Raw genomic sequence first — 15883 nt, 5'->3', positions numbered from 1 at the left:
TATTTATTTCTAAATGTTAAATTAAATCTGCAAAATCTGCGTGAAACAAAAAAATCTTTTTAATCCTTTAAATCTGTGGCTATATTTTTTACATCAAATTGAAGAAAAAAATTAGTGGAAATTAGTATAATTCGTGGCAAACCATCTTTACTGTAAAACTTCATGCATTGCTTTAGCTTTCAGCAGACATTCTTCGTATTCTTTTTCGGGAATTGAAAGGGATGTTATGGCGCTTCCTACTGAAAATGAAGCGTATTGTTTTTCCTGATTGTATAAGATACTTCGAATAACGACATTGAAATCAAAATCACCTTCGGGTGTAAAATAGCCAACTGCGCCGCTGTAAAGTCCGCGTTTGGTTTCTTCCAGATTTTCGATGATTTTCATAACCGAAATCTTTGGCGCACCCGTCATACTTCCCATCGGGAAAGTTGTTTTTAAAACATCTACCGGAGAATATTGAGGATCTAATTTTGATGTTATGGTCGAAATCATTTGATGAACCTGCAAAAAAGAATAGATTTTGCAAAGCTCTGTAACTTCAACAGAACCTTTTTGTGCCGTATGCGATAAATCATTTCGGACTAAATCTGTAATCATGATATTTTCGGCACGTTCTTTTGCGTCAGATTCGAGGAATTCTTTTGATTTTTGATCTTCTGCCAAATCTAAAGATCGTTTTGAAGTTCCTTTTATGGGCTGAGAAATAATTTTATCTCCTACTTTTTTCAGATAACGTTCTGGTGAGGCAGAAAGTAAATATTGTTTGTGATTTTTGAAGAAAACTGAAAATGGTGCTTGTGAAATTTCATTCAGTTTCTCAAATTTTTCTAACGGATTAATTACAGCATTTTCAGCAAAAAATTCCATACAAAAGTTTGCTTCATACATATCACCTTTATGAATATGTTCGAGCATTTTAGTTACTTTTTCAATATATAAATCTCTGGAAATACGCTGCTCAATTTTTAAAGATGCAACACTTTCAACTTTCGACTTTTGACTTTCGACTATCTCATTAAAATCATCTTCAACCTCATCATCACAAAGCAGTAAATATTGAATTTCAAGCTGATTTCCTTTCAATACAAATATTTTTTTGGGTTGAAAAAAGAATAAATCCGGAAATTCTAATCCGTCAAAATTATTGGATTTTAAGTCTTCAATATCATTTTTTAAATCATAAGATAAATAGCCAAACAGCCAGTCTTTTGTGGTTTGCTGGTATTGCTTTAAGTCATCAAAAGCATTGTGAAAATCAGTTTTTAATGATGTAAAAGCATCTACAGCCAGTAAACAATCAAAACTTGAATAGTGCTGCGGATAGGAATTACTGTCTAAAAAAATGACTTCACGAAATTGCTGTACCCAGGTTAAAAGCTGTTGTTTAAACTGCTCTGGGTTTGAAATATACTTGGTAATAGAAACTCTCAAAAATGAATGGATTTTTAAATTTCAAAATTACAACAAAAAAAGACCTTCAATAAAAGATTCCATAAAAATTATTGGCACGCTTTTTAGTACATCGATTTTATATTAATTCACAAACATTTTAACAAATAAGCTGAATTAATATCAGCCAATTATTTTATTTATTAATCAAATTTTTAAACCTTTATGAAAACAACTGCAAAATTAGGTTTGACCGCCTTAACTATTATTACTTTATTATTTTCCTGCAAAAAAGCAGATTACGATTCTGGGGAATTAGCAGATTCTAAAATGGCCGCAGATACTACTGCAATTTCATCTTCTGCAGCCGTCGAACAAAAAGACAGCAAACAGAAATTTATTCGAACTGCTGATATTAAATTCAAAGTTAAAAATGTCGTCAAATCTACCTATGCAATTGAAAATGCTGTTCAAAAATTTGGAGGTTTTGTTACTTATACCAACTTGCAAAGCAACATTCACGATCAAATTAAAACTAAAATAAGCCAGGACAGTACACTTGAAACTACTAAATATTCTGTAGAAAATAATATTACCATTCGTGTTCCTAATACAAAACTCGATACTATTATTAAGACTATTGCCAAACAAATTGACTTTTTAGATTATAGAATTATAAAGGCCGATGATGTTTCCATAAAATTACTTGCTAATCAGCTTTCGCAAAAAAGAGGCGCTGTAAACGAAAAAAGAGTCGAAAAAGCGATTGATTCTAAAGGTAAAAAAATAAACGATGTTATGGATGCTGAAAATGCATTGGCCAATCAAAAAGAAGAAAACGATAATCGCATTATTGAGAATTTATCGATGCAGGATCAAATTAATTTCAGTACCATTACTTTACAGCTTTACCAAAATGAAACCATCAAACAAGAAATAACAGCGGGTGAAAAAGACAGTACTGCGTATAAACCTAATTTAGGTATTCAGATTATTGATGCTTTAAAAAGCGGGTGGTACATTTTACAGGCAATATTAGTTTTCTTTGTTAATCTTTGGCCAATTATATTACTGATAATCAGCGGATTCTTTCTTTACAAAAAATATTATAAAAAATAAGAAAAGTGTTAATAAAACAACAATTTCATAATAAAAAATTCGTTATATTTGATATAGCATTAAACTAATCCCAAAATAGAATATTATTGATTGTTAAATTCTCAATAAAATAAAGCTTAAAATAGATTTTTATTTTATTTGAAGAATATTGATTTGAATTATCAGCACACTAATTATATCATTTTAACCTATTAAAAATTCTAAGTATTATGAAAATTGCTACTATTATTGTCCGCGTTTTGATCGGCCTTCTTTTGCTGTTTGCTTCTATTTCGTTCTTTTTTAAACTTGCGCCGGAACCAGAAACAACAGGTAATTTTAAGGCTTTTAGTATGGGTTTAGTTGCTTCAACTTATTTGCTTCCCCTTGCAAAAACAGTTGAATTGCTTTGTGGTCTTTCATTTGTAACAGGTCGTTTTGTGACTTTGGCAAATATTTTGATTTTACCAATTACGATCAATATTTTATTTATCAATTATTTTTTAACGCCAGAAGGACTGCCAATTGCTGCGTTGCTTTTTCTAGCTAATTTATTTTTGATTTACAGATATTGGGATAATTATAAAACTGTATTTACTCCTTGAGTTTGTAAAGTATAAAAACAAATAAAACCCGACATTTAATGCCGGGTTTTTTATTTAATTTGTTTTATCGTGCTTTACCCAAACCAAGTCTGATATGTTATATCCTATTTCCTGGGCTTTGATTAAAAAATCTGCTTTAATGCTTTCTGGCATTGTAGTTTCTCTGGAAAGTATCCACATGTATTTTAGGCTCTCGCCTGCTACAAGTGCATATTTGTAATCGCTGTCTACGGCAATAATATTATATCCTGAATAAAAAGGACCAAAAAATGAGACCTTGAGCATACCAACATTGTCTTTTTTGACAAACCTGGCTTTCCCGATGCTCTGTTCCCATCTGTCTTTTTTGACATCATAGCCCTTATTATCGACTCTAATGGTACCGTTATCGTTAAGAGAATATTCGGCGGTAACATTATCTAAGTTTCTTTCCCATTTGTAATCTAATCGTGCGATCTCAAACCATTTTCCTAAATACTTTGCTTTATCAAAATTGATAACGGCAACTGCTTTTTTAGGAATAGTTGAACCACAAGAATAAAGAACGAATGCAATTCCTGCTCCTAATAGTACCGGAGCAATATATTTGTTTTTCATGATGTAATCTTTTTATTATCATAAAGATACCATCTGAATTACACATCTAATTTACAAAATTTTTCTTCAAGTTTATATTTTTTCAGGTATTAAAATTTGCTTTAAAATAAAAACCCGTCAGGAATGATTCCTGACGGGTTTTAAATATGATTTTACGTAAAAATTATACGTGTAAAGCTCTATTTTCTGTAGCTGCCAATGCTGCTTCTTTTACCGCTTCCGCGAAAGTTGGATGCGCATGGCTCATTCTTGAAATATCCTCAGCAGAAGCTTTAAATTCCATTGCAGTAACCGCTTCAGCAATTAAATCAGCTGTACGCGCTCCAATCATGTGAACTCCTAAAACCTCATCTGTTTTTTCGTCAGCAAGGATTTTTACAAATCCGTCTAAATCAGCACTTGCTCTTGCACGTCCTAACGCTTTAAAAGGAAAACTTCCAGATTTGTAAGCAACACCTGCAGCTTTCAATTGCTCCTCAGTTTGACCAACTGCAGCAACTTCTGGCCAAGTGTAAACTACACCAGGAATTAAGTTATAATCGATGTGTGGTTTTTGACCTGCTAAGATTTCAGCAACCATAGTTCCTTCTTCCTCTGCTTTGTGTGCCAACATTGCTCCACGAACAACATCACCAATTGCATAAATATTAGGAACGCTGGTTTGTAAATGGTCGTTTACTTCAACTTGTCCTCTGTCTGAAATTTTCACTCCGGCTTTGTCAGCGTTTAATCCGTCTGTGTAAGGACGACGACCAACAGAAACTAATGAATAATCTCCTTCAAGAGTGATTGTTTCTCCTTTTGCATTTTCAGCCTGAACGGTAACAGCGTCGCCGTTTCTTTCTACTGATTTTACTTTGTGAGAAACGTAGAATTTCATTCCTTGTTTTTTCAATACTTTAGTTAATTCTTTTGAAAGAGAACCGTCCATTCCAGGAATGATTCTGTCCATGAATTCCACTACAGAAACCTGAGCTCCTAAACGAAGATAAACTTGTCCAAGCTCGATTCCGATAACTCCTCCACCAATAATTACTAAGTGTTTTGGAACTTCTTTTAAAGCCAAAGCTTCAGTAGAAGTAATGATTCTTTCTTTATCAATTTTAATGAATGGTAAAGAAGATGGTTTTGATCCTGTAGCGATTACAGTATATTTTGCTTCAATAGTTTCCGATGTTCCGTCAGCTTTTGCAACTGCAATGTGTGTTGCGTCTACGAAAGAACCTAAACCATTGAAAACAGTAATTTTATTTTTTTCCATTAAGTAGTTAATTCCACCTACGGTTTGATCTACAACGGCTTGTTTGCGCGCGATCATTTTCTCTAAATTGATTTTTACATCTCCAGAAACCTCGATTCCGTGATCTGCGAAATGAGCAATTTCAGCATAATGATGAGAAGAAGATAATAATGCTTTTGAAGGAATACAACCTACGTTAAGGCAAGTTCCGCCTAATGAATTATATTTTTCTACAATTGCAGTTTTGAAACCTAATTGTGCGCAACGAATTGCTGATACATATCCGCCAGGACCTGAACCTATAATGACTACGTCAAATGAACTCATAGTATTTTGTTTTTATTTTAGCGGTTACAAAATTAAGGAATAAAGTTCTGTTTGAAGTTTAATTTTCAATGTTTTTTGCGTGAAATTTTGGGTTGTGGTTTTACCGCAAAGAGCGCTAAGATTTGCGCAAAGGTTCGCTAAGTTTTTATTTTTTTTAGTCTCATAAAGACGCGAAGTCGCAAAGTTTTTTTGTTAAATGAATTGCGTCCAGCTTTAGCTGGATGGCAAATATTGTGAAAGTTGAAAAAGGCTTTAGCCAAACTGTAGTAGATTTGGCTAAAGCCTTTTTCTATTAAATTTCATTCCTCCAGCTAAAGCTGGAGGCAATTAAAATAAAAACGTAGAACCTTAGCAACTCAGAACCTCAGCCCCTTTAAACAAACCTTTGAACCTTTGTCTCTCTGTAACTTTGTACTTTCTACCTAAGGCTTCCTTTCAGGATTTCTTGAAGTATGAAAAACAGAATAAATTATAACTTCATCGTTAATAATTTCATATATAATAACGAAAGGAAATTTTACCAAAGTTAGTTCCCGATACCCTGGTTCTTTCTTTATTTCAAATAATTCCGGATGAGTTTTTAAAACTTGTAGGTGTGATTTTAAATAAGTTAGAAATTGTTTTCCTAAACCTTTACTTCTACTTTCATAGAATTAATTCAATAGATTCATCAATTTCATTTTCTGCTAAGGGTAAAATTTTGATTTTAAAAACCATATTTAGCATTCAAGCGTTGTTCTACTTCTTCCCAAGAACTTGCTTCTTTTTCATTTGAAAGATATTTTTCTCTCTCTTCGGCAACTAAATTGTAATGAGAATCGGAAACAATTGATTTCTTTTCATCATGATTTATAGCATCAAAAACACTTTCTAAAATTTCTAATTTAGAATCGTCTTCAATGAATCTTCCAAAATCCTTTATAAGCTTACGTCTTAATTCTTTCGTTTCCATTTCACTTGTATTTAATTCAAATTTAAACCTTTTTAGCTTTGAATTTTGTTAACGTTTCTAGTTTATGAATTTAGCCGAAAAGTTCACAAAGATTTACATAAAGTTTTGTTTTTAAATCTCGCAAAGACGCAGAGTCGCAAAGTTTTTTTTACAAAGTATGTCATTTCGACTGAAAGGAGAAATCGCACTAGTGAGTCGACAAAGATTGGAAATATCTAACCTTTACAGAAATGACAAACAGGATGTTAGACGCACTGCTGTGCGTCTCTACAAAAAAACTTTGAACCTTTGCCTCTCTGAACCTTTGTACCTCCTTAAAAAGAAATCACCGTCGAGTTCTTTACTTCACTAATCATAAACATACTCTGCGTACTTCCAATGTGTTGCAGCGAAGTGAGTTTAGTCACTAAAAATTCCCTGTAAGCTTCCATATCTTTTACTAAGACTTTCAGAATATAATCATAATCGCCGCTTACGTGATGGCATTCTAAAACTTCGTTGAGCTTGATTACTTCACTTTCAAATTTGGTTAAAAATTCTTTAGTATGCTGAATTAATTTTAAATGGCAGAAAACTACAAATCCTTTTTCAATTTTAGATTTATCGACTAAGGCTACGTAGTTTTTAATTATGCCTTCGCGTTCAAGTTTTTTGATTCTTTCATAAACCGCAGTTACCGAAAGATTTAGTTTTAAAGACAATTCTTTGTTTGTTTTTTTACTGTCGGTTTGCAGTAAAACCAGGAGTTTTTTATCGATTTCGTCTAAAGTCATGTTTGTGTCATTGCGAGGAACGAAGCAATCTCATCCTCATAGTTATTACTGAAATGAAAGAAAATCTATTTAAATACATTTTCTATATCAAAATTAGATTAAAAATCCATATAAATACATTTTTATAGTTTTAAAATCTAATTATATACTTTATAATTGATTAATATTCTAATTAGATCTTATTTTGAATAGAATTTCTTTTGAAAACGAGAGCCCTAGCCCTGATAGAAGTAAAAATCCTTTTGTGGCCGGGGTTCGGCACAAAAGATTGGAACGGATAGCAGGAATAGCTCCTAAAAATCAACACTAGGTTCAAACAACTTGAAACCTGAAACTTGAAACAAAACAAAAACTAACTATATGAAAGACTTTAACCCAGCAGATAAAATTCAGGATTTGCAGTACTTTGGTGAATTTGGCGGTGTAAATCCGTCGATTTCTGATTCTTCGACTTATACTTTTCTTTCGGCGAAAACTATGTTTGACACTTTCGAAGGAAATATGGAAGGCTGTTATTTGTATTCACGTCATTCGTCGCCAAGTAATTTGTATTTAGATCAGGCTTTGGCAGTGATGGAAGGAACAGAAACAGCAAATGTTTCGGCTTCAGGAATGGGAGCGATTACGCCTACTCTATTGCAATTATGCAGTGCGGGCGATCACATCGTTTCGAGCCGAACTATTTATGGCGGAACTTATGCTTTCCTTAAAAACTTTACACCAAGATTTGGGATTGAAACGAGCTTTGTGGACATTACTAAACTTGACGTTGTAGAAGCTGCAATTACGCCAAATACAAAAGTTTTGTATTGCGAAACAGTTAGTAATCCGCTATTAGAGGTTGCTGATATTGCTGGTTTGGCTAAAATTGCTAAAAGACATAATTTGAAATTGGTTGTCGATAATACTTTTTCGCCATTATCGGTTTCTCCTGCGAAATTGGGTGCTGATATTGTGATTCACAGTTTGACGAAATACATTAACGGAAGCAGCGATACGGTTGGCGGTGTAACTTGTGCATCGAAAGAATTTATTAATTCGTTGAAAAATGTAAACTCTGGGGCGAGTATGCTTTTGGGACCAACAATGGATAGTTTACGTTCGGCAAGTGTGATGAAAAATCTTCGTACGCTTCATATCCGAATTAAGCAGCACAGTCATAACGCGCATGTTTTGGCTGATAAATTCGAGAAAGATGGTTTAAAAACGGTTTATCCGGGATTAAAAAGTCATCCGAGTCATGAATTGTACAAAACTATGATTAATCCGGAATATGGTTTTGGGGGAATGATGACGATTGATGTTGGTACTTTGGAGAAAGCGAATGAATTAATGGAATTGATGCAAGCCCGAAATTTGGGTTATTTAGCGGTAAGTTTAGGTTTTTATAAAACTTTATTCAGCGCGCCGGGAACCTCAACTTCTAGTGAAATTCCGTTAGAAGAACAACACGAAATGGGATTGACAGATGGTTTGATTCGTTTTTCTATTGGTTTGGATAATGATATTGATCGTACTTATGAAATGATGAAGCAATGTATGGTTGAGCTTGGGATTTTGGAATTTTCCAGCCCACGGGTTTTACAGGTTTAACGGGTCTTACGCTGATTTCTTTTTGCCACAGATTTAAAGGATTAAAAAGATTTTTTCACGCAGATTCTGCTGATTTTAGCAGATTTTATTTAAAATTTGTAACAAATAAATCTGCAATTATCTGCTTAAATCTTTTGAAATCTGCGTGAAAAATTATTTACGCAACGCTTAAAAAATCCTTTTAATCCTTTTAATCTGTAGCAAAATAAAAAGCCGTTCTGAACAATCTCAGGACGGCTTTTTATTTATAATTTATAACTCTTAACTTATAACTTAGCTAAATTTAACTTACTATTTTTTCTACTGTAAGTAAAGTAAATAAACAACCCAATTAATAACCAAATTGTAAAATAAATCCAGTTCCAAACGCTTAATTCGGCCATCATATAAAGACAGCAGATTAATCCTAAAAGCGGAATTAAAGATAAGTTTCTTCTGAAAGCCCAAACAGCTAATCCAACTAAAACGAATAAGAATATCCACATTGGAATTTTGTGTTTGAATAAACTAAATCCTGATTCATATTTAGCAGAATCATCAATTGGTAAACCTTTTACAACCTCAGCATATTTGGTTTCGTTATCTTGATATTGCCCTAATAAATGATCTAAATCTGAAGTTTCGGCAGTTTTATTGTTTACTTCGATGCTTTTTAAATAATTGAATACTTTTTCAGATTCTGTTTTATCTAAAGATGTTACGATTGTTGTTGCATCATTTATCTGTGTCTCATTATTAATAAAAGTCATTGTAGCTTTATTGTTGAAAGCAAAAGCATAATACAATCCTGCGATCATTAAAACCGGTAAAATATATTTTGAATTTACGTAAGGCGTTTTGAATTTTCCCCTTGGAATATCTGGTTTGTTTTGCAATACTAAAACTCCTGCACAAACTAATACAAAGGCAAATAAAGTTCCTATACTGCATAAATCGGTTACCATTGTTAAGTTCAAAAATAAAGCCGGAATCGCTACCACAAAACCTGTTACGATTGTAGCAAATGAAGGTGTTTTGAATTTTGGGTGAACGGTAGAAAATTTCTTTGGTAACAAACCATCACGGCTCATACTCATCCAGATACGAGGCTGTCCCATTTGGAAAACCAATAAAACGCTCGCCATCGCTACTACTGCACTTACGGCAATAATTCCCGACATCCATTTTAAGTCTAATTTATCGAAAACAAATGCAAGAGGATCTCCAACATTTAATTCGTGATATTTTACCATTCCGGTTAAAACCAAGGCGATAGCAATATAAAGAATCGTACAAATAATAATTGCCCACATCATTCCGCGTGGTAAATCACGCTGTGGATTTTTACATTCTTCGGCAGTTGTCGAAATAGCGTCAAAACCAATATAAGCAAAGAAAACAGCAGAAACTCCTTTTAAAACTCCTCCAACTCCATTTGGAGCAAACGGGTCCCAGTTTGCTGTATCTACATAAAATACTCCAACAGCAATTACTAAAAGTACCACACAAAGTTTTACCACAACCATTAAGTTACTCGCATTACGAGATTCTTTCATTCCTCTGTAAACCAAAGCTGTAATTAAAATAATAATGAATAATGCTGGTATATCAGTAACAAAATGGAAAGATCCAATAGTTGGCGCAGTTGTCCACGCTGTGTGTGCTTGTTGTAAAGCGACACTTAAATTTTCGAAAGATTTTCCGCCTCGCATTAAAGCTTCGGCATCATTAAATCCGTTTGAAGCAGTTAAATAATCCATTTGAATCCATTGCGGTAAATGAATTCCGCCACTCTGGAGCAGTCCGGTAAAATAATCACTCCACGATATCGCGACGGTTATATTTCCGACTGCATATTCCATGATTAAAGCCCATCCGATAATCCAGGCAATTATTTCTCCAAAAGCAACATAAGAATACGTATAAGCACTTCCTGAAACCGGAACCATCGAAGCAAATTCAGCATAAGCAAAAGCAGCAAAACTACAAGCCAAAGCCGTAAATAAGAACAAGAAAATAACAGCTGGTCCGCCGTCTGCACTGGCTTTTCCAATTGTACTAAAAATTCCCGCTCCAACAATAGCCGCTATTCCAAAAGCAGTTAAATCTTTGGTCGTCAAATGTTTCCCTAGCGCATTATGACCATCTGATTCATTCTGAGCAACTTGCTTCAGAATATCCTGTACTGTTTTCTTTCGGAATAAACTTGAAAATGCCATATATGTTTTGTATTATAAATTAATTTAATTCAGTTGTTATGGTTTTATTTTGCAAATAATGCAAAAATTATCCTTATTTCAAATATATAAAACGATTTTGTTTTTACAGGCGTTTTTTTTCTGCTGCAAAGACACTAAGTCACAAAGTTTTTTTGCCACAGATTAAAAGGATTAAAATGATTTTTCAATCTTTATCTAAATAATTTTTCAAGCAGATTTCGCAGATTTAATTTTAAATTAGATATAATTAAAATCTGCGTAAATAAAAATCATTCTAATCCTTTTAATCTGTGGCTAAACTTAAAATAAAACAAAAAATCCGTTTTCATCCGCGTTTTCACGAAGTGAATCCGTGTCATCCGCGTGCTATTTCTCATTTCAAACAATTCCTCAAAATACTAACCGGATGCTGTGCTTCTCTTTTTGTTCCGTCATAAATTTGATGGCGGCAGCTGGTTCCTGCAGCGGCAATTTTTACGTTTTCGGCAGTGTTGCGCACTTTTGGGAAAAGCGTGTCCTCTCCCATTTGCATACTCACTTTATAATGTTCTTTTTCGTAGCCAAAAGAACCCGCCATTCCGCAGCAGCCTGAATTGTAAATCGTAACCGTATTATTTTTAGGCAGATTCAGCATTGCAAAAGTCGCTTCAACAGAACTTAATGACTTTTGATGGCAATGTCCGTGAATTTTAATTTCTTTCGTTTCTTCAGAGAAAGAATTTGGCGTTATTTTTCCGTCGATGATTTCTTTTTTGAAGAATTCTTCAATTGTAAAGGCATTTTGAGACAAACGTTCCGCACTTTCTTTATCCGATGCCAATCGTAAATATTCATCTCTAAAAGTCAAAATTGCCGAAGGTTCAATTCCAATTAACGGTGTGTTACTCGAAATCAAATCTTTGAATATATTGACATTAATATCCGTTATCTTTTTCGCTTCTTCCAAAAACCCTTTTGACAAATAAGTTCTTCCGCTTTCTTCGTGATTTACGATTAAAACTTCGTAACCTAATTTCGTCAACAATTCAAAAGCATCAATCCCGATATTTACGTCGTAGTAATTGGTAAATTCATCAACAAACAAATACAATTGTCCATTTGGAAAATCTGTGCTTTTTGGTTTATTATTTTCATACCATTTTCTAAAAGTCTTTTTCGCCAAAAGCGGAACTTGTCTTTCGGGTGCAATTCCCATTGATTTTTTAACCAACGACTGATTCGAAATAAAATTCGTGATCGACGGAAACAAACTGCCCATTTTGTTCAATTTTGCGTTGTTGGCAAAAATCTTACTTCGGGTTGAGAATCCGTTTGCTTTCTGATATTGGTATAAAAATTCAGCTTTAAGAGTCGCAACGTCAACATTACTCGGACATTCGCTGGCACAGGCTTTACAGCTTACACATAACTCAAAAACTTCGTATAATTCTTTCTGGTCAAATTTGTTTTCTTTTTCAGAATACGTCAAATATTCTCTTAACGCATTTGCTCTCGCACGAGTCGTTTCTTTCTCGTTTCGTGTCGCACGATAGCTCGGACACATCGCTCCTCCCGCCGATGGCATTTTTCGGCAATCGCCAGAACCATTACATTTTTCGGCAGCGCGTAAAATTCCTAAACTATCTGAGAAATCCTGAAACGTTTTAATATCCGGTTCTACCCTTCCAGAAATTACACGATGGTTTTCGTCCATTTTCAAAGCGTTGACAATTTTCCCGATATTTAAAACCGAATTCGGGTCAAATGCTAATTTGATTCTTTTCAACAGTTCGTAATTCTTATCGCCAATCATAAACGGAATAAATTCGCCGCGCACAATTCCGTCGCCGTGTTCACCGCTTAACGAACCTCTGTATTTTTTTACCAAATGTGCCACTTCCGTCGCAATGGTTCTGAATAATTTTAAATCTGATGTTTTCTTCAAATTCAAAACAGGACGCAAATGCAGTTCTCCCGCACCGGCATGCGCATAATAAATCGCTTCCTGTCCGTGGCGTAACATCATCGCCGAAAACTCTGCAATATAAGCTGGCAAATCACTTAATTCAACCGCTGTATCTTCAATAGAATCGGCTGCTTTATTGTCGCCTACAATACTTCCTAAAAGTCCAAGTCCGGCTTTTCTAAGTTCGTTGGCTTTATCAATATCCGCTCCGTAAATTTTCACGAGCGCATAACCAAAGTTGTTTTTTTCTAAATCAGCAATTAAAGCATTGGCTTGATTTTCTGCATCTTCTAAAGTATGAGACGCCACTTCAAAAAGCATAATCGCTTTTGGTTCACCAACTAAGAAAAACCTATTTTTAATATGTTCACGATTCGTTTTCGTACAATCTAAAATCGTGTCATCGATCATTTCGCAAGTATACAAATGATGTTTCATCGCCACTACAACAGATTCCAGAGATTCCTGAATTGTATGATAATGTCCAACGACCATAATACTGTGTGCTGGCGGTAAATCGTCAACTTTTAAAGTGATTTCGGTTGTAAAAGCCAAAGTTCCTTCGCTTCCGCAAAGTAATTTTCCGAGATTTATTGTTGGTTCAGTTCCGCCAAATAATTCTGATCTTAGCAGAATATCAACGGCATAACCAGTATTTCGTCTGTGAATTTCCGGTTTCGGAAACTCTTTTATAATTTCTGCCTGAATTTCTTTTACCGAAAGTTCATCGTAAACGCTTTTATAAATTTTATTTTCTAAAGAATCGCCTTTGGTTTTCTCGATAAATTCGGCCGAAGTCAATTCGCCAAAAGCCACTTCTGTTCCATCGCTTAAAATCGCTTTTACCTCAGCAATTTTATCACGCGTAACACCATAACGAATCGAAGTTGTTCCAGATGAATTATTTCCAACCATTCCGCCAATCATAGCGCGGTTTGAAGTTGATGTAATGGGTGCGAAAAATACGCCGTGCGGTTTTAAATATAAATTCAGTTCATCGCGAATAACGCCGGGCTGAACCGTAACCGTTTTTTTCTCGGCATTATAACCTAATATTTTGGTGAAATGTTTCGAAACATCGACTACAAGTCCGTCTCCAACTGCTTGTCCGGCAAGTGAAGTTCCGGCAGTTCTGGGCGTAATCGAAATATTATGCTGTGCCGCAAAACGAATTAAATTACTGATATCTGCGGTTGTTTTAGGCAAAGCCACCGCATTTGGCCGAATTCGATACACCGATGCATCTGTAGAATATAGTGTTTTATGAAGATCATCGTATAAAAGTGTGCCTTCTAACGATGCGGCTAATTCTTGTAACTCCTTATTTATTGACATTCTGACTTATTTTTGTCTAAAATTCATGATCCTGAGTTACAAAAATACTTCTTTTTTAGGTGTTTTTATAAGGTACAAAGATACAAATTGACACAGCAGCAAAGGTTTTCTTTTCTTGGGCCTTTATAAACCCAATTGTCACCCAGAGCAAAGTCGAAGACTCATAAAACATATATTTTTAATACCCCCCTTAGAATTTGGAATTTATCCCGAAACTTCAGGATTGGAATTTATACCCAATTGTCACCCTGAGCGAAGTCGAAGGCTTTTGAAACCAATATTTCAATACAGCCTTTTAGAATTTGGTATTTCAAAAATTGAAATTTATATTTGAGTTACAAATCTCCAATATATGAACCAGCCAAACAGAATCTATTTTTTAGGAAATCCATATCCAAATGGTCACACTTTAGAACAATTTAAATGGAACGGAAGAATCGAAGAAGATGAATCGATTTGGTTTGATTTTCATTTAAAAACAGATGATTATTATGCCGAAGATCAATCCGAAGACGACGATGAAGAATTTAAAGGTGACTGGTATTCAAAAGGAGTCTGGGGCAATTTTCATCAATGTACTATGTCTTCAACACATTGGGGAGATTATGGAATTAAAATCAATAAAACTTCACAAAAAGCTGTTTTCAATGATTTTATAAAAGATGATTTATTGGCAGACACTTTTCCTCTTGATGATGATTTTGATTATGATGAAATCGCATTCGGGATTTATTTATTAGGACACGATACTTGCGCCAATCATAGAATAAAAATCACAGAAACCGCACAAAACAAATATGATATTGAATGGACTGGAAAAATTGCTTTAACCTATTCCGGAGCCGACGAATTCAGACATGATTTTGAGCTTCTTCTTCAAAATGCTGAATTTGACGGTTTTTATTATCCTAAATCCTGGTCGCTCGAAAAAGCAACAGATTTCTTTAAAACCAATTTTAAAGATTTTGAAGAATACGAATTTGTCGATCTCAACCCAAAAAGCAACAAACGAGAGTATAAATTTAAAAAGAAATAAATCTCTTTAACCCAATTGTCATCCTGAGCCATCCCGATAGCTATCGGGAAAAGGCTTATGAAAACTTTACAATTTCACAAACACAATTGTCACCCTGAGCGAAGTCGAAGGCTAATGGAAACGTAAATTTTCTCGTTTTGGAATTTGATACTTAAAAAATTGGAATTTTATTTTTTAGGAGCTATTTCCTGCTGTCCGCTATATCTTTTGTGGCGAACCCCGCCACAAAAGGATGCCGCTTCCATTAGGGCTAGAAATCTCGTTTTCATAAGAAGATTTTAGTGAAATATAAATAAAGTCGTTTCAAAACTTCAAATAAAAAAACAATTAATCCAATTCCTGCAATAATATAAACTCTCCAACTTCGCATTTTAGTAATTGAATTCATTTCTAAACCTTCTTCTTCTAGTTTTTTAGATTCTTTTATATCTCCTGATCTAATCCACCAAATTAAAAAACCACAAAAGATGATTCCAGCAATTATCTTTAAAATATTTTCGTCTTGTATATATTTCATTTATTTGAATATTCTCATTTGTAAAAATAACGTTTTATATTTACCTCGTAGAGATTGTTTAGTCTATTTAGCTCATTTTTAAGCCTTAATAAAATATATTATTTTTCTTACTTTTTATTGTTGTTTTTTGATACATTTACAATTCTTAAACTACAACATTAAGAACGAAATAAGATTTGCCCTTGTATTATGTGTGCGGTATCGGAAACGGCCGTAAGCGCTGTTGTAGGCGTTAGAAGCACTAATTTACAAGGGTTTTTTATTCTAAAACTACA

Annotated in this window: 12 protein-coding genes and 1 pseudogene; 4 read left to right on the top strand and 9 right to left on the bottom strand. The window is 34.0% G+C overall.

From position 1 onward, the window contains the following. Positions 1-147: 147 nt before the first annotated feature. Positions 148-1434 (bottom strand): anthranilate synthase component I family protein, encoded by a 1287-nt coding sequence (locus tag BUE10_RS17740; RefSeq protein ID WP_073487241.1) that lies wholly within the window; start codon positions 1432-1434, stop codon positions 148-150. Positions 1435-1617: 183 nt separating this feature from the next. Here BUE10_RS17740 and BUE10_RS17735 point away from each other — a divergent pair, with 183 nt between their 5' ends. Both BUE10_RS17735 and BUE10_RS17730 read left to right on the top strand, forming a co-directional pair. Further along, a complete protein-coding gene (locus BUE10_RS17735) occupies positions 1618-2511 on the top strand; it encodes a DUF4349 domain-containing protein (RefSeq protein WP_073487239.1) in 894 nt (297 codons plus the stop codon). Between the two features lie 209 nt (positions 2512-2720). After that, complete coding sequence (locus BUE10_RS17730) at positions 2721-3095, top strand: DoxX family membrane protein (RefSeq protein WP_073487237.1); 375 nt, start codon at positions 2721-2723, stop codon at positions 3093-3095. 54 nt (positions 3096-3149) lie between these two features. On the opposite strand, the gene BUE10_RS17725 is transcribed toward BUE10_RS17730, so the two are convergent. The 5 genes and pseudogenes from BUE10_RS17725 to BUE10_RS17705 form a co-directional block, all read right to left on the bottom strand. After that, a complete protein-coding gene (locus tag BUE10_RS17725) occupies positions 3150-3692 on the bottom strand; it encodes a lipocalin family protein (RefSeq protein WP_073487235.1) in 543 nt (180 codons plus the stop codon). Positions 3693-3855: 163 nt separating this feature from the next. After that, complete coding sequence (gene lpdA / locus BUE10_RS17720) at positions 3856-5259, bottom strand: dihydrolipoyl dehydrogenase (RefSeq protein ID WP_073487233.1); 1404 nt, start codon at positions 5257-5259, stop codon at positions 3856-3858. A gap of 422 nt (positions 5260-5681) precedes the next feature. Continuing rightward, a pseudogene (locus BUE10_RS24285) lies at positions 5682-5876 on the bottom strand (type II toxin-antitoxin system RelE/ParE family toxin); the annotation flags it as partial. Positions 5877-5965: 89 nt separating this feature from the next. Continuing rightward, positions 5966-6211, bottom strand: a complete 246-nt coding sequence (locus BUE10_RS17710) for a hypothetical protein (RefSeq protein ID WP_073487231.1) — start codon at positions 6209-6211, stop codon at positions 5966-5968. Positions 6212-6525: 314 nt separating this feature from the next. Continuing rightward, entirely contained in the window at positions 6526-6984 is a 459-nt protein-coding gene (locus tag BUE10_RS17705) for an Lrp/AsnC family transcriptional regulator (RefSeq protein ID WP_073487230.1), read from the bottom strand. A gap of 360 nt (positions 6985-7344) precedes the next feature. On the opposite strand from BUE10_RS17705, the gene BUE10_RS17700 reads away from it, so the two are divergent. After that, entirely contained in the window at positions 7345-8577 is a 1233-nt protein-coding gene (locus tag BUE10_RS17700; RefSeq protein ID WP_073487228.1) for an aminotransferase class I/II-fold pyridoxal phosphate-dependent enzyme, read from the top strand. Positions 8578-8843: 266 nt separating this feature from the next. On the opposite strand, the gene BUE10_RS17695 is transcribed toward BUE10_RS17700, so the two are convergent. Then, positions 8844-10775, bottom strand: a complete 1932-nt coding sequence (locus tag BUE10_RS17695; RefSeq protein ID WP_073487226.1) for an amino acid permease — start codon at positions 10773-10775, stop codon at positions 8844-8846. A gap of 373 nt (positions 10776-11148) precedes the next feature. Continuing rightward, on the bottom strand, positions 11149-14055 hold the full coding sequence (locus BUE10_RS17690) for an FAD-binding and (Fe-S)-binding domain-containing protein (RefSeq protein ID WP_073487224.1): 2907 nt from the start codon (positions 14053-14055) through the stop codon (positions 11149-11151). Positions 14056-14407: 352 nt separating this feature from the next. On the opposite strand from BUE10_RS17690, the gene BUE10_RS17685 reads away from it, so the two are divergent. Beyond that, a complete protein-coding gene (locus tag BUE10_RS17685) occupies positions 14408-15091 on the top strand; it encodes a hypothetical protein (protein WP_073487223.1) in 684 nt (227 codons plus the stop codon). 265 nt (positions 15092-15356) lie between these two features. Here BUE10_RS17685 and BUE10_RS17680 read toward each other — a convergent pair whose 3' ends face one another. Next, on the bottom strand, positions 15357-15608 hold the full coding sequence (locus BUE10_RS17680) for a hypothetical protein (protein ID WP_073487221.1): 252 nt from the start codon (positions 15606-15608) through the stop codon (positions 15357-15359). Positions 15609-15883 lie beyond the last annotated feature (275 nt).

Source organism: Flavobacterium sp. CF108 (genome assembly GCF_900129795.1).
GTDB lineage: Bacteria > Bacteroidota > Bacteroidia > Flavobacteriales > Flavobacteriaceae > Flavobacterium.
This window is presented reverse-complemented; position numbering and strand designations above follow the sequence as displayed.